The organism is Falsirhodobacter sp. 1013, assembly GCF_051195255.1.
Taxonomy (GTDB): Bacteria; Pseudomonadota; Alphaproteobacteria; order Rhodobacterales; family Rhodobacteraceae; genus Falsirhodobacter.
Window position 1 is genome coordinate 12013 of sequence record NZ_JBNJLK010000016.1, and the last position, 17711, is coordinate 29723.

The following is a 17711-nucleotide window of genomic DNA, read 5'->3' on the forward strand; positions in this document are numbered from 1 at the left end:
CAGCCATTCATCCTCATCTCCGCCCACCCTCATCGTCACCCGTAGGTTGACCGTCGCGGGACTCTCCGCTTACAGTTAGAACAGAAGGGGAACGGGTGGCGGGTGTGACTGAGGGCGACGTACAATCTTGGAATGAAGCGCTTCGGGAGATCACTTCTCTGCCGCCTGGGCCGGAACGGTCCGACCTCGTGCAGCGTCTCGCAAAATTGTCCGCTCAGCTTCGGTCAGTTGAGAGTATAGAGCGACGGCTTCGGATCGTGCCTGAGCGGTGTCATCACCAATGAACTCGTCCAATGTCATCCCGAAGAAGTTTGCCACCCTTACGGCGTCGTCCACGTTGGTTGACCCGGTATCGCGCTGGCGAAGCTTCTTCAGTTGGTCGTAAGAAACGCCTGCACCCTCAGCGACCTTTTTCAAAGGGGCGCCAGTGCGTTCTAGAGCTTCAAGAAGTGCATCGCGAAATAGCTTGGGCATGCACCGATTCATAGCTTTGGAAGCTGCTTCAAGATAGGAGACATTAGTCCCTTGACATTAGGGGGACAAAAGTCCCTATATGGGGCATGACCCGACATGAACTCATCTCCGAGATTGAGACTTACGCGGCCCGCAAAGGCATCGCGCCTGCGACGGTGACTAGCCGCGCTGTGAACAACAGCCGTCTCTATCGCCGCCTGAAAGCTGACCACGGCTGCACCCTCGATGTGGCAGGTCGGATCATGGCTTTCATTGCAGCCGATGGAGCCGCACCCAAAGAACAAGGGGCCGCGTGATGCACACGGCCCCCGTCCTTCCCTCTGCTGCTTCTGTTGCGCCTTCACACCCGCAACATAGGAACGGAGCCTCAGGTATGTCCTCCCGAAAGTTTTCCGAGCGCCACGCGGTGCTCAGCTACCGCCAGACCTTCGCCAAGGTGTGGCAACGCTTCATCGTCCAGAACTTCGACAGCCCGGCCCACGCCGCGCACGTCTTTCAGGTCGATCCGACCACCGCCGAGAACTGGTTTGAGGGCAAGAATGCCCCGCAGGGCTGGGTCGTGGGTAAGGCCATTGCCAACCCACAGACACGAGACGCCGCCCTTCACCTTCTGACGGGAGCGCCTGCATGAAGACAATCCTCTACACCCTTGCGCGGGCCGAGTTTTGGGCCGCTACGCACCTCGGCGCGGCCGGGGAATGGTGGGCTGCTCGCGCAGCTCGTCGTTGCGGAAAGTTTTCCCCAGACAATTCCGAGGGCTTGTGAATGAGCCTGGGAGCCACGTCTGTCATTTCTGCGGCAGCGACCGCGCTCCGTTCGGCTATCGCCGCCCCGGTCGCTGGGCTGATCAAGTCCGCAAGGGCTACCTCTTCGTCTGCGCCGATCACCGCCCCGACGCCGAAGCTCGCATGCAAGCCTCTGTCGGAGTTGCTGGCGGAGCGCGCCGCCCTGCACCCGAACGACCCCCGCCGGGGCAAGCTGAACAGCGCGATCTATTCAGCCCGCCATGACATTCTGCGGAGGGGCCGATGAGAACCGCCGCTAAGGTCGACGCCAACCAGCCCGAGATCGTCAAGGCGCTCCGCAAGGCGGGGGCAAGCGTCCAGCCGCTTCACAGCGTCGGTTCGGGATGCCCGGATCTGCTCGTCGGATATCGCGGGATCAACCTTGCGATCGAGGTGAAGGACGGGGCCAAGCCCCCGTCCGCCCGCAAGCTGACCGCCGACCAGGTGGAGTGGCACGCGGGCTGGCGGGGGCAGGTGGCCGTGGTCGCCTCGGTGGCCGAGGCATTCGCAGCCGTGGGGATCACCGAAACGAAATCGGCCCGAGAGGATGTTGGAGCATCCGCATCGGGCCTGAACCGTCACCGCTAGCACAAGGAACAGCGGCATGGCCTTCCAGAAACCTATCACACCGGACCAAGGGCAGGCAACGCCAGCCGACACATGGCAGCGCGCAGGCGACGTGGCCGCCCGTCTCGTGGAGCAAGCCACGCGTGCCGCCGCCGAGTGCCGGGGGTCCGAATGAACGCACAGGTGGCACGCTTGCACCCCGACCATAACCCGATGAGCGTCGAGGCCGAGCAGATGGTCCTTGGGGCCTTGCTGCTGGAACCCGAGCGGGTGGGGCAGGTGATCCGCGCCGGTGGCACCGACCTGTTCAACGATCCGGTCCACGCCGCCGTCTTCGAAGTGCTGGCAAAGCGGGACCGCGATGGCATGCTTGTCAGCCCCGTGACGGTGGGGGATGCCATGCGGTCGCATGATGGCCTTCGGTCCCTCGGCGGGCCGGGCTACCTCGTCCGGCTGGCGGGATCCGCTCCGGCTCCGTCCTCGGTGAAGGGCTATGCCCAGCTGCTGGGGGATCTGCGCCAGAAGCGCAAGCTCGTCGCCGCCATGGCAGAAGCTCAAGCTTCGATCCTGCGCGGAGAAGAGGCCGCCCATATCATCGCAGGTCGCCTTGAGGCCGCGCTGATCGATGCCGCGCCCTCGGACGGGGCAGGGCCCGTCTCCATGATGAGCGCCGTGACGACCGCGCTGGCGCAGGTGAAGGCCGCCTATGAGGGCACCGACGACACAGGCGTGAAGTCGGGCATCTACGCGCTGGACAAGATGATCGGCGGCTTCTTTCCCGGCGAACTGATCCTGATCGGCGGCCGCCCCTCCATGGGCAAGACTGGCGTCGCCCTGTCGATGGCCCTCAACGCGGCCCGGGCTGGCCATGGCGTCTGCATCGCGTCACTGGAGATGAACCCCGAGGCCATGGCGATCCGGGCGCTTTCGGAACAGACCGCCCATCAGCGCCTCGCCACCAGCTATGCCCAGATGCGCCGCGGCGAGATGACCGACGACCAGGTAGAAGGCATGATGCACGCGGCGCGCGAAGTGGCCGCGCTGCCGATCATGTTCCTGTCGCGGCACTTCTCCGACCTCGGCGCGCTGCTGGCCGGCGCCAAGCAGGCACAGCGGGCCATGGATGGGCGGATGCGCCTGATGATCGTGGATTACGCCCAGCTGCTGAAATCGAACGCCAAGGGACGCTACGAGCAGATCACCGAGATCAGCATCGCCCTCAAGGCGCTGGCGGGCCAACTGAACGTGCCGGTCATCGCCCTGTCGCAGCTCTCACGGGCGGTAGAGCAGCGCGAGGACAAGCGCCCGATGCTCTCCGACCTTCGCGAGAGCGGCCAGCTGGAGCAGGACGCTGACGCGGTCCTCTTCTGCTACCGCGATGAGTACTACGTCGAACGCGAACGCCCCGCGCCGGATGATCCTCTGGAGGATCACGAGGACTGGGCGGCCGCCATGGAGAAGGCACGCAACCGGCTGGAGATCATCGTGGCCAAGCAGCGCCAGGGTGAGGTCGGCACCGCCCGCGTCCGCTTCAATCCCGCCATCAACCTGATCTGGGAGGACTGACCGTGTCCGCCGCACCCTTCATGCAGCTCTATCCCGGCGACTACCTTGCCGACACCCTCCACCTCACCACGGAGCAGCACGGGGCCTACTGCCTCTTGCTGATGACCATGTGGCGATCGGGAGCGTCGCTGCCGAACGACCCGGCCAAACTGGCCCGGATCACCCGCGTCAGCCCGAAGCGCTGGCCCTCGGTCTGGGCCGAGATCCAGTCTTTCTTCGCTGTCGAGGGGGACGAGATCACCAACCCGCGTCTGACGAAAGAGTACCAGAAAGCGGTTTCGATATCGCAGGAACGGAAGACAGCAGGAAAGAAGGGCGGAGAAGCTAAGGCGTTGAAATCAAACAAAGCGCCTGTAGCAATTGCCAGCGATTTGCTCAAGCATAGTCAGAAACCAGAACCAGAAGCTGCTTCGCAGCAGACGCGCGAGCGCGAGACTGCCGCTGCTTCTCAGCAAGATCCGACAGATCGGGAAAAGCTGCTGGCGGCGATGGGGGTGGGGCCGGATGGCATCACCGGGCCGACTGGCGCGATGATCGGCCGGCAGGCCGACATGGTCGAAGCCGACAAGTGGGCGGCGGCCGGACTGGACCTCGACGCCCAGTGCCGGGTGATCCGAGAGGTCTGCGAGCGTCAGCGCAGCCGCCAGCCGGGCTGGATGCCGCGGGGCTTCGGCTACTTCTCGCACTCGATGGCGGACGTGGCCGCCCGCCGTGGCGCGCCGCTTCCGGCCGCCAGCGTCCAGCCCCTCAGCGACCAACGGGCAAAGCGAAAGGCGTTCCTGCGCAAGGTGGCCGGCGCCGATTACGACCAGCCGCGCCGGGCAGGGGGTGCAGCATGAGCCGCCATTTGCCCATGAAGCGCCTGTGGGAAGCGGTGCTGTTCGAGAACATCAAGTGCGCCGTGGGCGGCCCCAACACGGCCTCGCAGCACGCCGAGGATTACGACTTCGTCAAGGCGGACGCCCGTCGCTGGATCGGGTCGCCGGACTTCGAGATCGTCTGCACTCTGGCCGGCTTCGACCCGGCCATGGTCTGCGATCGAGTGAAGGCGGGGCGGGTGACGGCGGCCGACTTCGCCCAGCGTCACCGGGCACTGGCCGACGGCACGAGCCTGTCGCTGCGGGCAGATGCGCGGAGGGCCGCGGCATGAGCGAGATCCAAGCCATCGTCGCGGCTCCCCGCGCCCGCTTCATGGCCTTGGCTGACGAGGTGGCTGAGGCCTACCACATCGATCGTGCCGACCTGCTAGGCGACCAGCGTGCCCGGCTTTGGTCTGACGCCCGCCAGCACCTCTACCTGCTGGCGAAGGAACGCTTCGGCTGGTCCACAACCCGCATCGGCCAGATGGTGAACCGCGACCACACTACGGTGGTCCACGGCATCCAGCAGGCCCGCGCCCGTATCGCGAGGGAAGCCCCATGACCCTGCGGGAGGCCATCTTCCTCCGCCACCACGGGCTGAAGGTCTGCAAGCAGACCCTTCGCTCCACCGACTTCAACGAATGGATGCGCGTGGTGATCTGCCTCGCGCGCCGGGACGAGCCGCAGCTGTTCGACGCCAGCGGCCGCATTCGCAACCACGACACATTCACCCGGTGGCTGGCCGAGGCCTACCCGCCGAAGGAGGCAGTATGACCGACTTCCCTCATGATCAGGACGGCATCGATCCGGCGATCCGCGCCCGATCGGTGGCAATGCGGCCCCAGCAGGAAGCATACCGAGAGGCTGGGCTTAGCGGGGAACGGCATCCAACCCCGACCGGCGTTGACGATATTGCTGGAGCAACCGTGAAGCAAGGCTGCGCCATCATCGACACATCCTCCGCTGCTGTGGACGAGCTGGCCGCGCGAGAGGCTAAGGTCCATGGCAATCGCAAAGTGGCTGACACGCTGAGGTCGCTGGCAGCCGAACGCGATGCCGCGCGGATCGCGACCGAACACGCCAACAAGATCTGGGCGATCGCATACATGAAGGCAATTTCCCAGGCGCTGATCAACGGCAAGGTGGCCCCATGATGCGCCTCCGCTTCGTACACATCCTCGGCGTGCTGGCGATATTACTGGTCGCCCTCATCGTGATCCTGTGGGGGTGACATGAACGCCATCCACAAAGAGATCATGGCACTGCCTCCGGCCGAACGGCTTCCCTACGCGCTGGAAGTCATCACGCAACTGACGGGGCAGTCGACGGACGACGTGGTGCGCCTTCGGAAGCAACTGGGCGTCACCAAGAAGCACGCGCAGATGCTCCTCGCCCTCAATGCCGCGTATCCTCGCACCCTGACCAAAGAGCAAATCATGACGGCCATCCATGGTGCGGGGTTCGAGCAGGACGAGCGAGTGGCCGCCGTGATGGCAAGCCACATCCGGGCGAAGCATCCCGATCTGCTCGAAACGGTCTGGGGCACTGGCTACCGGCTGACCCGGAAGTTGCACATCGGCTCCGCCCCGGTGATGGCCCGGGAAAGCGCTGGTGATCCGTGGACGGAGCAAGACGACGAGGATTTGCGCCGCATGATGGAAAGCGGCTCCGATCTGCATGTGATTGCGGATGAATTGGACCGCAGTGAACGCGCCGTGTCTGAGAGGTGGCGTGTCCTGCGCCAGGGGAGGGCATGATGGCCGTGTCAGCCCTCGTATTTGGCCTGCGCGTCCTCGGAGGTCTGATCGGGGTTCGGGCTGGGGTCCTTGCTCTGCGGCTGGCCCGCCGGTGCGTCGTCGCGCTTGGGTTCGTCGTCGCGCTGCTGGTCGGTTTTCTCGGTCATGTTGGTCTCCCTTTAGCCATCAACCGGCGAGCCAACGTTTTGTTCACATGCAGGAGGAGCCATGACCGCTGACCCTCAGCCCCACCTCACCGCCGCCCAGCTTCGGATGCTCCGCGACGCAACCCGGCTCGCCAAGCGCAAAGAGCGCCGCGAGCAGCACGAGCGTGATCAGTACCGAGCCACCCACGACGAACGAGAGGACGAGGACCAATGAGCATCGACCGCTACGCGCAGCAGATCGCGGCCGCGAGCAAGGCCAAGGTCACGGCGGCCAAGCAGGTGTCGAAGGACCATGCCAAGAAGGCGCGACAGCGCGAGAAGCGGCGGATGAAGGACGCCACCTCCGCTGCCGTCACCGCCGACATCTGGCAAGACAGGGAAGGGAAGGCGAGGCCCACCGAGGAGCGCCGCCGGCAGGGGTCTTGGGTCTTGCGGGATGGAGAGGATGCCGGGGTCACAGTCGCGGTGGACGAACACGCCCACGTCCTCGACCAACTTGCGGCCAAGGGCATCATCGACAGCGATCAGTGCCAAGCGGGCCACGACTTCGCCGCGCTGATGGAGCGCACGCGCCTCGTCGCCGGTGGTCGGTCGTGCCTGAACATGGATCCGGTCGGGCATGAGGGGGACGCCGAGCCCACCCACAGCGAGCTGCGGGATGCCGACGAGCGCCGCGACCTGAACAAGCGCATGGGCTCATGGGTCTGGAGCGAAATGCGGATGGTCTGCCACCAGGGTTTCTGGCCGGAGCGCCTCGACCGGTTGCGCGAGGGACTAGATGTAGCGGCAAAATACTGGATGGGTGGCAAGAAGTAGTTGCATGCCGAAAAATCGGTGCTATCTTTGTGCTTGAGGACGTATGTCCAAAGCACTGCGCGGGCCTTCGGGTGCCGCGCTTTTTCGTACCTTATGCATGGTGTGGCATATCAAGGTCGGACATCCAGGCTTCGGTCGAAATGTCGCAGTCCCTATCGATCACGGAACTGCCAAGGGATACTTCCGTTGGGCCCGGGTATCGAAAAGGAGACCCTTATGCGCACACTCATGCTCACCACCGGCATCATCTTCGGCTTCTCCGGCGCCGCGTTCGCCCAATACTCCGGGCCGTCCGAAACCAAGGACGACAACAAGGACGCCTACGAGACGGCTACCATCGCGGACATCATGGCCGACCCCAAAGACGGCATGCATGTCACGCTTGAGGGGATGCTGGTCCGCAAGATGAGCGACGAGATGTACGTGCTCTCGGACGGCACCAACGAGATCAACGTCGAGATCGACGAGGACGACTTCCCGAACCGCGAAGTTTCCGAGACGACCAAGGTGAAGATCGAAGGTGAAGTCGACACCCACCTGACGCGCGACGCCGACATCGAGGCCGATCGCGTGGAGATCATACAGTAGGACGGCCTGACACCCTGATGATGAAGCGCGGTCCAGCAATGGTGCCGCGCTTTTCCAATCCGCCTTCCGGTGGGTGACGTTCTCGAGCCTCAGGTGCACCTTAAGGGTTTGGGCCACGCGATATGCGGCGTCATCCTCCCGAGGACGGATCGTACGGGCATGGTGATTGCCTTTGCAAAGCATGCGAACTAACCCCGCTCTCAGTCGTTGACCGACAAGAAAACGAACAGGCGAGAGTGTTTTTATGGTGTGGGTATGGGTTCTTGGCGCTTTTTTCGCCATAACTGTAATTGGCTGCGCGGTGATAATCTGCGGGTAGTTACGGTTCGGCTTTGCGGAACTAAACATGAACGTTGATGCGGCGACGTGCCTGCGCTAGGGTCGGCGCATGATCGATAAAAAGATGCTCGCTCTCATCGTGCTGATCTACGTAGGTGTGTTCGCTTACGTCCTGCTCGCATAGGCCGGGCACCCGTGGTCAGGGCAGCAGCCGCGATACTGGCCCGGTGGAGTTGATCGCTACCGCCGTGCTCATCCATAATGGAGAACTACATGGCACGTCCCATGCCTGACATGGAGCGGGTGGAGGAGCATGACGCATGGTTCGCCCCTTCGCCTGATCTGGCAGACTGGGCCATGTCCACCTTCATCGCCGAGACGGCCGATCTGCTGAACGAGGATCACGAGCATCTGCGCCATGCTCATATCGGTTTCCTCTGGACGAATGTCGCCAATGCCAAGAAGGGCCGCATGGTCATCGGCACCGCCGAGCCGGGATCACCTCAGGGTGCGATGGGCAAGTGGAGCCGGGCCCGCGCGGTGTTGCAGGTGACGTATTGGTTCGGGGACATTCCGGACTTCATCATCACGATCGACGCCAACTGGTGGCTGCAAGCCTCGGACGCCGAAGCCTGCGCGTTGGTGGAGCACGAGCTATACCACTGCGCCCAGGATGTGGATGCATTCGGCGCTCCGAAGTTCAACAAGGACACGGGTCGACCGACGTTCGCGATGCGTGGACACGACGTCGAGGAGTTCGTCGGCGTGGTCCGGCGCTATGGTGCGGACGCCACACATGTGCGTGCGCTTGTGGATGCGGCTAACGCGGGTCCAGAAATTGCAGCAGCGGCAATCGGGAAAGCATGCGGCGTATGCCTCCGAACCGGGTGAGTTTTACGATCGTATCATCTAGGGCTGCGATGTGCTTGTCGCTCCCCCTTTGTTCGCCGGTAACTGTGTCGAAGCCCTTCCAATGATCTCGCGCCTCCCGTGCGAGCTGGCGGACCACCTGTCGGTTCTTGGTTAGGTGGACCATCTCGGCAGCCGCGGCTAATTGGGACCAGTTCCCCTTTTTGGCCTCGAGGTTCTCTAGTGTGTCGAGGATCGCACTGAGGCGCTCCCATTCACGTTGTCGCTGTTCTCGTCGGTAAGTAAATGCCCTGACCCAGTGCCCCACGAGGAATGTAATTACGCCCAGTCCTAGACTTCCTACTGCAGCCACTTCCTTCCAATCCATTCGAATCTCCCTGACTGAGGCCTGACACCACATGGCACAAGGAAAGCTGGCCGAGGAGGTCAAAACCTTCATCGTGCAAGCCCTCGCGTGCTTCGACAGCCCGTCCACAGTGGTGACGGCGGTCAGGCAGGAGTTCGGTGAGACGATCACCCGTCAGACGGTGGAAGGATACGACCCCACCAAGCGGGCGGGTCGGGACTGTGCGGCGAAATGGCGGGCGTTGTTCGAGGAGACCCGCAAGGTGTTCTTGGAGGACACAAGCCGCATCGGGATCAGTCATCGTGCGGTTCGCTTACGCGCCCTGCAGCGCATGAGCGAGAAGGCCGAGACGCAGGGCAACATGGTGCTGGCGTCATCTCTGCTGGAACAGGCGGCGAAGGAAGTCGGCGGCAGCTACACCAACAGGCGGGAGCTATCAGGGCCAGGCGGCGGGCCGGTGGAGGTCAAATCCCTTGCAGACTTCTACGCTGACCTCACGCCCAACGCTGAACCCGGCACTTCGTGACTTCTGGCTGACCCCGGCGCGGAACCGGGTCCTCTACGGAGGGCGGTCCAGTTCGAAATCGTGGGACGCCGCGGGCTTCGCCATCTTCCTTGCCACCAAGTGCCGGATCCGGGTGCTCTGCGCGCGGCAGTTCCAGAACAAGATCGCGGAAAGCGTCTACACGCTGCTGAAGATCCAGATCGAGCGGTTCGGGCTACAGGACGAGTTCATCATCACGGAGAACGCGATCCGGCACCGGACCACCGGCGCGGAGTTCATGTTCTACGGGCTTTGGCGGCACATCGACGAGATCAAGTCGCTGGAGGGGATCGACATCCTCTGGCTGGAGGAGGCCCACAACCTCACGGCCGAGCAGTGGGATATCCTGGAGCCCACGATCCGGAAGGAAGGCTCGCAGGTCTGGATCCTGTTCAACCCGCGGCTGGTGACGGACTTCGTCTGGCGCCGGTTCGTGACCAACACGCCGCCGGACACGATCAAGCGGCACATCAATTACAACGAGAACCCGTTCCTATCCTCGACCATGCAGCGGATCATCGCGGCAAAGAAGGCCGAGGATGAAGAAGAGTTCCGGCACATCTACCTCGGAGAGCCGCGCGAGGACGACGACGCGGTCATCATCAAGCGGTCGTGGATCCTCGCCGCCATAGACGCCCACAAGAAACTGGGCATCGCGCCAAGCGGCATGAAGCGGATCGGCTTCGACGTGGCTGACAGCGGCGACGACAAGAACGCGGCGGCCGCGGCGCACGGATTCCTCGCCACCGAGGTGGAGGAGTGGAAGGCGGGCGAGGATGAGCTGCTGAAGTCGGCCGGGCGGGTGCACGGCATGGCGCGGCGGCTCAATGCCAGCATCGACTATGACAGCATCGGGGTAGGGGCCTTCGCCGGCGCGCACTTCCAGGCGCTGAACACGGAGCACGGGACGAAGATCGCCTACCACCGGTTCAATGCTGGCGGGGCGGTCCTGAACCCGGAGACGCGGATCGACGCCAAGGATCCCCGGTCTCCAACGAACAAGGACTTCTACGCCAACCTGAAGGCCCAGACGTGGTGGGAGGTCGGCAAGCGCTTCCGCAACACGTTCAACGCCATCCACAAGGGCGAGCAGCACGATCCGGCGGACCTGATCGCGATCGCCAGCGGCTGCACTCACATCGACCAGCTGGTGGACGAACTGTCCACGCCCCGGAAGGACTTCGACAACGCAGGCAAGTCGAAGGTCGAGAGCAAGAAAGACCTGAGCAAGCGCGACATCCCGTCGCCAAACCTCGCCGACGCCTTCGTGATGGCCTTCGCGCCGCGTGAGAGGGGAGCCACAGCGACGGTCATGTTGAAATCGAGGCATCGCTGATGGGCATTCACACGCGGATCGCAAACGCGGCCTCCCGTCGGCTGGAGACGATGTTCCCCGGCTACTTCGGGGGCAGCGTCAAGCAGAACTTCTACAAGGACTTCGGCTGGCCGGAGCAGCTGGCGTTCCAGCAGTTCTACGGCATGTACCAGCGCAATGGCTTGGCCACAGCTGCCGTGGAACGCACGATCGGAAAGACGTGGGAAAGCCACCCGTGGCTGCTGGAGGTCCAGCCCGAGGACCACGGGGACGAGACGACGCTGGAGCAGGACATCCGCCGTCGGTTCGGCTTGCTGCGCTTCTGGCAGGCCCTGATGGAGGCCGACCGTCGCAGCCTGGTGGGGGAGTATGCCGGGGTCATCCTCCGGTTTGCCGATGGGCTGACGATGGATCGGCCTGTCGCCAATGTGAGCGGCTTGGAAGGACTGGTCGAGGTGATCCCGGCTTGGCAAGGCCAGCTTGTCGTGGGGGAGTGGGATCAAGACGAGACGAGCCCAACCTACGGCAAGCCGCTCTCCTTCATGTTCAACGAAACGGCGGTCGGGGACGCCAAGACGAACCGGCAGTTCCGCATCCATCCAGATAGGGTGGTGATCTGGTCGCGTGATGGATCGACATTCGGGCAGTCGATGCTCCAGCCTGGCTACAACGACCTTCTCGACATGCAGAAGATCAGCGGATCGGGGGGCGAGGGCTTCTGGAAAAACGCCAAATCGGCGCCTGTGCTGGAGGTCGACAAGGAAGCGCGGATGCAGGACATGGCCGAAGCTCTCGGCATTCCGGTGGAGCAGATCGTCGACAAGCTGGATGGAGTGGTCACCGACTGGCAGACCGGCCTCGACTCGCTGCTGATGCTGCAAGGGATCACGGCAAAGACGCTCAACGTCACGCTTCCATCGCCGGAGCACTTCCACCGCATCCCGCTTCAGTCCTTCGCAGCGTCCGTCTCCATGCCGATGAAGATCCTCGTGGGATCGCAGACCGGCGAACGGGCCAGCACGGAAGACGCCGAGGAGTGGGCGCAGACGAACATGTCGCGCCGCATGAACATCGTCATTCCGAACATCATGGCGGTGATCGACCGCTTGGAGCGGTTCGGCGTGCTGCCGGATCGCGACTGGTCGCTGGACTGGGCCGATCTCACGGAGGCCTCGGCGTCCGAGAAGATCGATCGCGCCGCGAAGATGGCCGACATCAACCAAAAGGCCGGCACGCGTGGCGAACTCGCCTTTACCGCTGACGAGATCCGAGGCGTGGCGGGCTACGAGCCGCTGGAAGCCCCGATCGGGGAAAACGATCCGGACGATGCCGCATCGGCCCTAGGCGATACACCCGAGGAGACGGAAGAATGAGCAAGGTCCGGGTCAACATCCGCTGCGCCAACGTCGGCAAGATCCGCAAGGAGAAGCGGGACGGCCGCGACAAGATCATCGTGCCCTCGGCCACGCTGCCGGATGACGTGGTGATGAACGGCATCATCTATCCGGCCGCAGAAATCGAAGCCTCCTTCGCCACCCTTGAGGGCACGCCGGCACCACTGGGGCATCCGACCCTTGGCGGCAAGTTCGTCGCGGCTAACCACACCGAGGCCTTCATTCGCAACGGCATCGGCGCCTACAACGAGAACGTCCGCCGGGAGGATGGCCGGGTCCTGCTGGACAAGGTCATCGACGTGGAGTTCGCCAAGCTGACCGAGGGCGGCAAGGCCGTGCTGAACGCCATCGAGAAGGGCGAGCCGATCCATACGTCCACGGGCCTGCTCTGCACGCTGGAGAACACCGACGGCAAGAAGGTCGCCCGCAACATCCTGTTCGACCATGACGCCATCCTGATCGGTGAGGCCGGAGCGGCCACGCCGGAGCAAGGGGTGGGCATGCTGGTGAACAAAGCCGTGGATCACGGCGAAGAAATCGAGGTCATCAACTCGTACATCGAGGATGCCGACCGCGAGCTCGACTGGGCCGGAATGCGCCTGATCGAGGCTTTCGACCGCCGCGACAAGGCGACGGTCTGGGAGCGCATGAAAGCCGCGTTACTGGGGGCCTTGGCCGCCGAGCGGGAACCCTCTCTCAACAATCAGGAGAACGACATGCCCATCACCGATGAGCAATTCCAGTCGCTTTCCGCAGAGGTGAAGACCCTCTCGGATGGCATGAAGGACATCGGCACCACCATCACGAACGCGGTGACGGCTGCCATGAAGCCGCTGGTCGAAGCGCAAGACGCGCTGATCAACGCGCAGAAGGCCACCGAGGAAGCCGAAAAGGCCGAACTGGTGACCAAGGTCGTGAACGCGAACCTGCTGGACAAGGACGCCGCGGAAGAGCTGTCCCTCGCCTCGCTCCGCAAGCAGGCCGCGAAGATCGTCAACAAGGGCGCGGCCCCCCTGCATGGCGCGTTCAACGCCGCGAGCGACAAGCCGACGTTCAAGCTGCCGGAGGGCACGTGACATGCCGCGCTTCAACAAGATCTACGCCGGCCCGGCGACCGAAGCCACGCCGCAGGTGCAGGAAGCCAAGGCCGTCGCCGCAACGTTGCCTGGCCTTGCCGTGACGCTGAACGCGTCGGGCCAGTTCGCCATCGCGGGCGCCGCCTCCAACGCCAAGATTTTCGTGGCTCAGGACAACTACCTCGCTCTGCGCGGGGTCGACGCCGAGTGGGCGGCTGGGGATACGATGATCGGGATGGAGATGCTCGACGAGCAATTCTTCAACGTTCGCGTGCCGACCGGCCAGAACATCGTGCGCGGCTCCGGTCTGACCACGAACGCGACCGGCCGCTTTGTTGCCGCCGCCACGGGCAACCGCATCGTGGCGATCGCGGAGGAGACCTTCAACAACACCACTGGCAGTGATCAGCTTGTCCGCGTCCGCGCGTCCAAGGGTCATCTGGCCGCTGCTTAAGGGGACGCGAGATGCGTTACTTCGACGATCAACTCGTGGCCGCCCACCCGCGCCAGCACGGCGAATGGTGGGCCGAGCTGTGCAACAACCGCGAATGGTTCCACCGGACGGAAGAAGCCCTTGCGGAGGTCGCCAACGCGGCCGCCATCCTGCCGCGTGACGCCTGGCTGGAGATCGACGGCATCACCCGGGCCGTCATGCGGGGTGACGAAGGCGCCGCGTGGATGAACGACCTGATGCCGCTGGCCAAGCCGGTGAACATCGGGAAGCTGGTCCACATGACCCGCGTCGTCGGCGATGCCGGCGTCGTCGTCCGGTCGATGTCGGGTCAGGTTCCGGTGCCGCTGGACAAGGTCGGCTACGACTACCGCGGGACCATCGTGCCGATCTTCTCGTCCGGCTATGGCCGCGAATGGCGCGAATGGAACACGCTGCGGTCGGAGAACTTCGACGCGCTGGCCGACGATCAGGACGCGATCACGCGCAAGCTGCGTCGCGACCAAGCGCTCTACGCGCTGAACGGCGACCCGAACATCCAGTTCCAAGGCTATGCCGCCTACGGCATCAAGACCTCGCCGCTGTCGAAGGCGATCAACCTTGGCACGGGCGCCGGCGGCGCGGGCGTCAACCTTGCCACCGGCACCTCCGACCAGATCGAAGGCTTCATCAACGGGGCCTTCGGCGCGATGCTGGATGCGAACCTCGTCGTCGGCCGGGTCAACCTCTATGTTTCGCCCGAGATCGCCCGGAACCTGGACAAGCCCTACTCGGGCTCGACGGGCTTCAAGATCGGCTCGCTGCGGGATGCGCTTCTGGCCAATCGTCGGATCAACAAGATCGAGGTGTCGTTCGAGTTGTCGGGCAACGAGTTCTTCGGCTTCGTGCCGTCGAGCGAGTACATCCGCCCGCTGGTCGGCATGGCCGTCAACACGACCGCCATCACCCGTCAGAACCCCACGGACAACTACCAGTTCCTCGTCATGGGCGCGATGGGCATCGAGATCCGGGCCGACATCAACGGACGGGCCGGGGTGTTCTACAGTACGGTCGTGAACTGATCCGGCGCGGGGCCGGGTTACTGGCACCGACATTCACCTGACAGAGAGGACGCATCATGCGCATCCGCATCACGAAGCCGGGGATCTACGGGTCCACCGGGGAAGTCGCCGTCGGCACGGAGTTCGACGTGAAGGAAGAGCCCACGGGCTGGGCCGGTCGCTATGACGTGATCGGCGCGGGCGAGGGCGGCGAGCCGGTGCTCAACGGCCCCGACCTCGACAAGCTGACCGTCGAAGAGCTGAAGGCCATGCTGACGGACAAGGGCGTGACTATCCCGGAAGGCGCGAAGAAGGCCGACCTGATCGCGCTGGCGAAGGGCTAATCATGGCGTACGGCACGGACGACGGCTTTGCGGATTGGCTGGACAGCCTAGGCATCAGCTTGCCCGTGTCCGCGCCAGACCTGGCTGTCCTGCGCGCGCGGGGCAGCGACTACATCGACGCTGCCTTCGGAGCTCGCTTCAAGGGTGTGACGACCGCCGTGGACCAGCCCAATCAGTGGCCGCGCTCCGGCGTTGTGTTGAATGGGCGGCCTCTGCCCGATGGCTTGGTGCCGCTGGCCGTCGTGCAGGCAGCCTACCGGGCCGCACTGGCCGAAGGGCAGGGGTTCAGCCTGTCCCGCACAATCGATCCGACGGCGCCGATCGTGAAGCGGGAGAAGGTCGACGTCATCGAGACGGAATACTTCCAGCCTCCGGCCAACGCGGACGCTGGCGTGCCGGTGGTCGCAGGGTTGGACGGCCTTCTGGCGCCGTTCCTGAAGCCGGTGAACGCGCGCCTTATTGGTGCTTGGGTGGTCTGATGAACTATGAACGTGCCGCGGCCACCGCCAAGCGCCTGCTGACCGGCGCGCAGCAGGGCGTCGTCGTCCTGTCGCGCGAGGTGCCGGGGCAGGCCGACCCCGCCAAACCATGGGTGCCTGTGCAGCCCACAGTGCAGGCTGAAGGCTTGACCGCTATCGTAAAGGGTGTCTCGGCTGCCTTCGTCGACGGCACCGCGGTGCTGGCCTCCGATCTTGAGGTGCTGTGCGTGCCGCCGGCCATGGATGCGGCCGTCACGGACACGATCATCATCGACGGTAAGCGCGGGGCCATCGTGCGCGTGACGCCGATCCCAGCCGCCGGCGTCCCCGCGGTCCTACGACTGATCGTGAGGGGCTGATGGCATCGCTGCGGGCTCAATTCGCCGAACTTCTTGCCAAACTGGAGCCGCGGGTGCGGGAGGCGTTCGAAGCCGCCATTGCCAACCTGCGCAACGGGGTGCAGATCCGCCTGCTGGTCGAGCGGCTGGAGCGGCAGGATCTGGACGGCGCCATCGAGGCGCTGAACCTTGATCCTGCGGCCTATGCCAGCTTCCGGATGGTGCTGAACGAGACATTCACGGCGGCGGGCATGCTCCAGTCGTCGAACATCCCCCAGCCGCCCGGGCAGCGCGTGGTCTTTCGCTTCGACGTGGCCGATCCGGCGGCAGAGCAGGTCATCCGTCAGGTGACCGCAGATCGGGTGACCAATATCATCGAGGCCGACCGCCAAGCGGCACGCTCTGCGATCCTGTCGGGCTTCCAGCACGGACAGCACCCGAGCCGTATCGCCTTGGATCTGGCCGGCCGGGTGGGCCAAGGGCAGAACCAGCGCACCGGCGGCATCATCGGCCTGTCGGGTCCGCAGGAGGGCTACGTGCAGTCGATGCGCGCGCGGCTGCTGTCGGGCGATCCTGTCGAGATGGCGAAGGTGCTGGAGATGACCCGCCGCGACAAGCGTTTCGACCGGGCCATAGCCAAGGCGATCCGTGACGGCAAGACACTGTCGCAGGACGACGTGGCGAAGATCACGGGCCGCTATAGCGACCGGCTGCTGGCGCTGCGGGCCGAGACGATCGCGCGCACCGAGACCGGTATGGCCGTCATGGCAGCGCGCCAGGAGAGCTTCCGGCAGGGGCTGGGCAAAACCGGCTATCCCGAACAGGCCGTGATCCGGAAGTGGCGACATGGCGGCGGCGGGCTGGAGCCGCGACTGCTGCACATCCAGATGAACGGAAAGACCGTGCAGGGGCTAACAGAGCCCTTCATCCTGCCCGACGGGACGCGGATGATGCATCCGCTCGATCCGGCCGGCGGCGCCCGTCATTGCGCCCGCTGCACGTGCGACATGGAGCTGAACATTGACTACAGCTGGGGGCTGACCTGATGGCGTCAGGTTTTGCAGCCACCATCTCCGCCTGGGCAGCCGCCACGAAGCAGCGCCAGACGGCCGTGTTCCGGTCCAGCGCCCAGCGGGTGGCGAACGAGGTGCGGCAGACCGTCAACGAAGGCGGCCGGATGCCGATCAAGACCGGCAACCTGCGGCGCTCCCTACTGGCGTCCACCACCGCCTTGCCGACAGTCAGCACGGCAAAGGATTTCAGCGATCAGTCCGGGGAGATTACCCTGACGATCGGAACCGCAGAGTTGGGGCAAACGGTCTACCTTGGCTTCCAGGCCGCCTATGCCCGTCGCCTGAACAACGGTTTCGTGGGCGAGGACAGCAAGGGCCGCAGCTACAACCAAGAAGGCTACCACTTCATCGAGGGCGTGGCCCAGCAGTGGCAGCGCATCGTGTCAGAGGAAGCCGTCAAGCTTCAGGGGCAGGTGGCGGGGGCGTTTGCTCGCCCTTAGCCTCGATCAGCAGGATGCCGAGCTGAAGGCCAGACAGCGCCTTCACGGCGGCTTTGATCACCGTGTCGCCGTGAGGTGTCTCGCCCGTCCTGTTCAGGAAGGGACGGATCGCCTCATGCAGGGTGTCGTAGATCTCCAAATCGGTCATCGGTTTGAGCATGGA

At 64.3% G+C, this 17711-nt stretch carries 28 protein-coding genes; 25 read left to right on the plus strand and 3 right to left on the minus strand.

Annotated elements, in window-relative coordinates; genetic code table 11:
• Positions 1-150 precede the first annotated feature (150 nt).
• A complete protein-coding gene (locus ACSHZY_RS15850; protein WP_435170779.1) occupies positions 151-474 on the minus strand; it encodes a hypothetical protein in 324 nt (107 codons plus the stop codon).
• A gap of 86 nt (positions 475-560) precedes the next feature.
• On the opposite strand from ACSHZY_RS15850, the gene ACSHZY_RS15855 reads away from it, so the two are divergent.
• From ACSHZY_RS15855 to ACSHZY_RS15900, 10 genes are all read left to right on the plus strand, one after another.
• The gene (locus ACSHZY_RS15855; protein ID WP_435170781.1) at positions 561-770 is read left to right on the plus strand and encodes a hypothetical protein; all 210 of its coding nucleotides are present in this window, start codon (positions 561-563) and stop codon (positions 768-770) included.
• Between the two features lie 77 nt (positions 771-847).
• Entirely contained in the window at positions 848-1105 is a 258-nt protein-coding gene (locus ACSHZY_RS15860; protein WP_435170783.1) for a hypothetical protein, read from the plus strand.
• A 397-nt stretch (positions 1106-1502) separates the two neighbouring features.
• Entirely contained in the window at positions 1503-1847 is a 345-nt protein-coding gene (locus tag ACSHZY_RS15865) for a hypothetical protein (RefSeq protein WP_435170784.1), read from the plus strand.
• Between the two features lie 162 nt (positions 1848-2009).
• Positions 2010-3392 carry a replicative DNA helicase gene (locus tag ACSHZY_RS15870; RefSeq protein WP_435170785.1) on the plus strand — a complete coding sequence of 461 codons (1383 nt, stop codon included), beginning with the start codon at positions 2010-2012 and terminating at the stop codon, positions 3390-3392.
• A gap of 20 nt (positions 3393-3412) precedes the next feature.
• Entirely contained in the window at positions 3413-4231 is an 819-nt protein-coding gene (locus tag ACSHZY_RS15875; protein ID WP_435170787.1) for a YdaU family protein, read from the plus strand.
• On the plus strand, positions 4228-4542 hold the full coding sequence (locus tag ACSHZY_RS15880) for a hypothetical protein (protein ID WP_435170789.1): 315 nt from the start codon (positions 4228-4230) through the stop codon (positions 4540-4542). Before ACSHZY_RS15875 ends, ACSHZY_RS15880 begins: the two co-directional genes overlap by 4 nt.
• Complete coding sequence (locus ACSHZY_RS15885; RefSeq protein ID WP_435170791.1) at positions 4539-4814, plus strand: helix-turn-helix domain-containing protein; 276 nt, start codon at positions 4539-4541, stop codon at positions 4812-4814. The genes ACSHZY_RS15880 and ACSHZY_RS15885 overlap by 4 nt, the downstream gene beginning before the upstream one ends.
• Positions 4811-5026, plus strand: coding sequence for a hypothetical protein (locus tag ACSHZY_RS15890; protein WP_435170793.1), 216 nt, complete (start codon positions 4811-4813; stop codon positions 5024-5026). Before ACSHZY_RS15885 ends, ACSHZY_RS15890 begins: the two co-directional genes overlap by 4 nt.
• Entirely contained in the window at positions 5023-5406 is a 384-nt protein-coding gene (locus tag ACSHZY_RS15895) for a hypothetical protein (protein WP_435170795.1), read from the plus strand. The genes ACSHZY_RS15890 and ACSHZY_RS15895 overlap by 4 nt, the downstream gene beginning before the upstream one ends.
• 78 nt (positions 5407-5484) lie before the next feature.
• Entirely contained in the window at positions 5485-6009 is a 525-nt protein-coding gene (locus ACSHZY_RS15900) for a winged helix-turn-helix domain-containing protein (RefSeq protein ID WP_435170797.1), read from the plus strand.
• Positions 6010-6017: 8 nt separating this feature from the next.
• On the opposite strand, the gene ACSHZY_RS15905 is transcribed toward ACSHZY_RS15900, so the two are convergent.
• The gene (locus ACSHZY_RS15905) at positions 6018-6155 is read right to left on the minus strand and encodes a hypothetical protein (protein ID WP_435170799.1); all 138 of its coding nucleotides are present in this window, start codon (positions 6153-6155) and stop codon (positions 6018-6020) included.
• A gap of 61 nt (positions 6156-6216) precedes the next feature.
• Here ACSHZY_RS15905 and ACSHZY_RS15910 point away from each other — a divergent pair, with 61 nt between their 5' ends.
• The 15 genes from ACSHZY_RS15910 to ACSHZY_RS15980 all read left to right on the plus strand — a co-directional run bounded on the left by ACSHZY_RS15910 (position 6217) and on the right by ACSHZY_RS15980 (position 17548).
• The gene (locus ACSHZY_RS15910; protein ID WP_435170801.1) at positions 6217-6369 is read left to right on the plus strand and encodes a hypothetical protein; all 153 of its coding nucleotides are present in this window, start codon (positions 6217-6219) and stop codon (positions 6367-6369) included.
• On the plus strand, positions 6366-6971 hold the full coding sequence (locus ACSHZY_RS15915; RefSeq protein WP_435170802.1) for a hypothetical protein: 606 nt from the start codon (positions 6366-6368) through the stop codon (positions 6969-6971). Before ACSHZY_RS15910 ends, ACSHZY_RS15915 begins: the two co-directional genes overlap by 4 nt.
• Before the next feature lie 216 nt (positions 6972-7187).
• Positions 7188-7559, plus strand: coding sequence for a YgiW/YdeI family stress tolerance OB fold protein (locus ACSHZY_RS15920; RefSeq protein ID WP_435170804.1), 372 nt, complete (start codon positions 7188-7190; stop codon positions 7557-7559).
• 552 nt (positions 7560-8111) lie between these two features.
• Positions 8112-8729: a putative metallopeptidase gene (locus ACSHZY_RS15925; RefSeq protein ID WP_435170806.1), complete on the plus strand. Its 618-nt coding sequence runs from the start codon at positions 8112-8114 to the stop codon at positions 8727-8729.
• A gap of 377 nt (positions 8730-9106) precedes the next feature.
• Complete coding sequence (locus ACSHZY_RS15930; protein ID WP_435170808.1) at positions 9107-9580, plus strand: DUF2280 domain-containing protein; 474 nt, start codon at positions 9107-9109, stop codon at positions 9578-9580.
• Positions 9528-10934, plus strand: a complete 1407-nt coding sequence (locus ACSHZY_RS15935) for a PBSX family phage terminase large subunit (RefSeq protein ID WP_435170810.1) — start codon at positions 9528-9530, stop codon at positions 10932-10934. The genes ACSHZY_RS15930 and ACSHZY_RS15935 overlap by 53 nt, the downstream gene beginning before the upstream one ends.
• Positions 10934-12286: an anti-CBASS protein Acb1 family protein gene (locus ACSHZY_RS15940; RefSeq protein ID WP_435170812.1), complete on the plus strand. Its 1353-nt coding sequence runs from the start codon at positions 10934-10936 to the stop codon at positions 12284-12286. Before ACSHZY_RS15935 ends, ACSHZY_RS15940 begins: the two co-directional genes overlap by 1 nt.
• A complete protein-coding gene (locus ACSHZY_RS15945) occupies positions 12283-13383 on the plus strand; it encodes a hypothetical protein (protein ID WP_435170813.1) in 1101 nt (366 codons plus the stop codon). The genes ACSHZY_RS15940 and ACSHZY_RS15945 overlap by 4 nt, the downstream gene beginning before the upstream one ends.
• Position 13384: 1 nt before the next feature.
• Complete coding sequence (locus ACSHZY_RS15950; RefSeq protein WP_435170815.1) at positions 13385-13837, plus strand: hypothetical protein; 453 nt, start codon at positions 13385-13387, stop codon at positions 13835-13837.
• Between the two features lie 11 nt (positions 13838-13848).
• Positions 13849-14895, plus strand: a complete 1047-nt coding sequence (locus ACSHZY_RS15955; RefSeq protein WP_435170817.1) for a major capsid protein — start codon at positions 13849-13851, stop codon at positions 14893-14895.
• Between the two features lie 56 nt (positions 14896-14951).
• A complete protein-coding gene (locus ACSHZY_RS15960; RefSeq protein WP_435170819.1) occupies positions 14952-15218 on the plus strand; it encodes a HeH/LEM domain-containing protein in 267 nt (88 codons plus the stop codon).
• 2 nt (positions 15219-15220) lie between these two features.
• The gene (locus tag ACSHZY_RS15965; protein ID WP_435170821.1) at positions 15221-15697 is read left to right on the plus strand and encodes a DnaT-like ssDNA-binding protein; all 477 of its coding nucleotides are present in this window, start codon (positions 15221-15223) and stop codon (positions 15695-15697) included.
• Positions 15697-16056: a hypothetical protein gene (locus tag ACSHZY_RS15970; RefSeq protein ID WP_435170822.1), complete on the plus strand. Its 360-nt coding sequence runs from the start codon at positions 15697-15699 to the stop codon at positions 16054-16056. Before ACSHZY_RS15965 ends, ACSHZY_RS15970 begins: the two co-directional genes overlap by 1 nt.
• Positions 16056-17081 (plus strand): hypothetical protein, encoded by a 1026-nt coding sequence (locus ACSHZY_RS15975; RefSeq protein ID WP_435170823.1) that lies wholly within the window; start codon positions 16056-16058, stop codon positions 17079-17081. The genes ACSHZY_RS15970 and ACSHZY_RS15975 overlap by 1 nt, the downstream gene beginning before the upstream one ends.
• Positions 17081-17548: a hypothetical protein gene (locus ACSHZY_RS15980; protein ID WP_435170824.1), complete on the plus strand. Its 468-nt coding sequence runs from the start codon at positions 17081-17083 to the stop codon at positions 17546-17548. Before ACSHZY_RS15975 ends, ACSHZY_RS15980 begins: the two co-directional genes overlap by 1 nt.
• Here the strand turns inward: ACSHZY_RS15980 and ACSHZY_RS15985 are convergent.
• Positions 17505-17696, minus strand: a complete 192-nt coding sequence (locus ACSHZY_RS15985; RefSeq protein ID WP_435170825.1) for a hypothetical protein — start codon at positions 17694-17696, stop codon at positions 17505-17507. The genes ACSHZY_RS15980 and ACSHZY_RS15985 overlap by 44 nt on opposite strands.
• Positions 17697-17711 lie beyond the last annotated feature (15 nt).

Coding starts and splice junctions, on each gene's coding strand:
- ACSHZY_RS15850 (WP_435170779.1), bottom strand. CDS start 474: ATGCCCAAGCTATTTCGCGATGCACTTCTTGAAGCTCTAGAACGCACT.
- ACSHZY_RS15855 (WP_435170781.1), top strand. CDS start 561: ATGACCCGACATGAACTCATCTCCGAGATTGAGACTTACGCGGCCCGC.
- ACSHZY_RS15860 (WP_435170783.1), top strand. CDS start 848: ATGTCCTCCCGAAAGTTTTCCGAGCGCCACGCGGTGCTCAGCTACCGC.
- ACSHZY_RS15865 (WP_435170784.1), top strand. CDS start 1,503: ATGAGAACCGCCGCTAAGGTCGACGCCAACCAGCCCGAGATCGTCAAG.
- ACSHZY_RS15875 (WP_435170787.1), top strand. CDS start 3,413: ATGCAGCTCTATCCCGGCGACTACCTTGCCGACACCCTCCACCTCACC.
- ACSHZY_RS15880 (WP_435170789.1), top strand. CDS start 4,228: ATGAGCCGCCATTTGCCCATGAAGCGCCTGTGGGAAGCGGTGCTGTTC.
- ACSHZY_RS15885 (WP_435170791.1), top strand. CDS start 4,539: ATGAGCGAGATCCAAGCCATCGTCGCGGCTCCCCGCGCCCGCTTCATG.
- ACSHZY_RS15890 (WP_435170793.1), top strand. CDS start 4,811: ATGACCCTGCGGGAGGCCATCTTCCTCCGCCACCACGGGCTGAAGGTC.
- ACSHZY_RS15895 (WP_435170795.1), top strand. CDS start 5,023: ATGACCGACTTCCCTCATGATCAGGACGGCATCGATCCGGCGATCCGC.
- ACSHZY_RS15900 (WP_435170797.1), top strand. CDS start 5,485: ATGAACGCCATCCACAAAGAGATCATGGCACTGCCTCCGGCCGAACGG.
- ACSHZY_RS15905 (WP_435170799.1), bottom strand. CDS start 6,155: ATGACCGAGAAAACCGACCAGCAGCGCGACGACGAACCCAAGCGCGAC.
- ACSHZY_RS15910 (WP_435170801.1), top strand. CDS start 6,217: ATGACCGCTGACCCTCAGCCCCACCTCACCGCCGCCCAGCTTCGGATG.
- ACSHZY_RS15915 (WP_435170802.1), top strand. CDS start 6,366: ATGAGCATCGACCGCTACGCGCAGCAGATCGCGGCCGCGAGCAAGGCC.
- ACSHZY_RS15920 (WP_435170804.1), top strand. CDS start 7,188: ATGCGCACACTCATGCTCACCACCGGCATCATCTTCGGCTTCTCCGGC.
- ACSHZY_RS15925 (WP_435170806.1), top strand. CDS start 8,112: ATGGCACGTCCCATGCCTGACATGGAGCGGGTGGAGGAGCATGACGCA.
- ACSHZY_RS15930 (WP_435170808.1), top strand. CDS start 9,107: ATGGCACAAGGAAAGCTGGCCGAGGAGGTCAAAACCTTCATCGTGCAA.
- ACSHZY_RS15940 (WP_435170812.1), top strand. CDS start 10,934: ATGGGCATTCACACGCGGATCGCAAACGCGGCCTCCCGTCGGCTGGAG.
- ACSHZY_RS15945 (WP_435170813.1), top strand. CDS start 12,283: ATGAGCAAGGTCCGGGTCAACATCCGCTGCGCCAACGTCGGCAAGATC.
- ACSHZY_RS15950 (WP_435170815.1), top strand. CDS start 13,385: ATGCCGCGCTTCAACAAGATCTACGCCGGCCCGGCGACCGAAGCCACG.
- ACSHZY_RS15955 (WP_435170817.1), top strand. CDS start 13,849: ATGCGTTACTTCGACGATCAACTCGTGGCCGCCCACCCGCGCCAGCAC.
- ACSHZY_RS15960 (WP_435170819.1), top strand. CDS start 14,952: ATGCGCATCCGCATCACGAAGCCGGGGATCTACGGGTCCACCGGGGAA.
- ACSHZY_RS15965 (WP_435170821.1), top strand. CDS start 15,221: ATGGCGTACGGCACGGACGACGGCTTTGCGGATTGGCTGGACAGCCTA.
- ACSHZY_RS15970 (WP_435170822.1), top strand. CDS start 15,697: ATGAACTATGAACGTGCCGCGGCCACCGCCAAGCGCCTGCTGACCGGC.
- ACSHZY_RS15975 (WP_435170823.1), top strand. CDS start 16,056: ATGGCATCGCTGCGGGCTCAATTCGCCGAACTTCTTGCCAAACTGGAG.
- ACSHZY_RS15980 (WP_435170824.1), top strand. CDS start 17,081: ATGGCGTCAGGTTTTGCAGCCACCATCTCCGCCTGGGCAGCCGCCACG.
- ACSHZY_RS15985 (WP_435170825.1), bottom strand. CDS start 17,696: ATGACCGATTTGGAGATCTACGACACCCTGCATGAGGCGATCCGTCCC.